1 protein-coding gene is annotated in these 550 nt (G+C 63.6%); it reads left to right on the forward strand.

The genetic code is table 11. From position 1 onward, the window contains the following. Nucleotides 1-82: 82 nt before the first annotated feature. A partial coding sequence (locus FK530_RS25260; protein ID WP_146489516.1) for a YagU family protein occupies nucleotides 83-550 on the forward strand: 468 nt, incomplete at its 3' end.

Genomic DNA, 550 nt, shown 5'->3' on the forward strand with positions numbered 1-550 from the left:
GTTGCCATCCCACAGATAGCCACACATCCCCACGTACCGGACGAACATTGAAAGACGGCGTTCGCAGGCGCACGCTGGAGCCATGGCCCTCACACAGACTGAACCTTCCCGCAGGAACTACAGGGTCGCGATCCTCGTCGGCGTCATCGCCGGTGCGGTCGCCGCCATCGTCAAGTTCGGGTGGGAGGTGCCGCTGCCCCCTCGCACCCCCGAGCGCGCGGTGACCAATCCTCCCCAGGCTTTCCTGGAGCTGCTCGGTTTCTCCGACAACTTCGTCCACTCCTCCTACTCCTTCAACGGCAATGACGGGCTCCCCTGGGTGTCCTTCATCGTCCACTTCGGCTTCTCGATCTTCTTTGCGGTGCTCTACACCGTCGTGGCCGAGCGCTTCCCCCAGATCAAGCTCTGGCAGGGCGCTGCCTACGGTGTCGCGATCTGGATCGCGTTCCACGTGGTGATCATGCCGCTCATGGGTGTCGTCCCGGCGCCGTGGGACCAGCCCTTCGAGGAGCACTTCTCCGAGCTCTTCGGCCACATCATCTGGACCTGG

Source organism: Tsukamurella conjunctivitidis (assembly GCF_007858475.1).
GTDB classification, from domain to species: Bacteria; Actinomycetota; Actinomycetes; order Mycobacteriales; family Mycobacteriaceae; genus Tsukamurella; species Tsukamurella conjunctivitidis.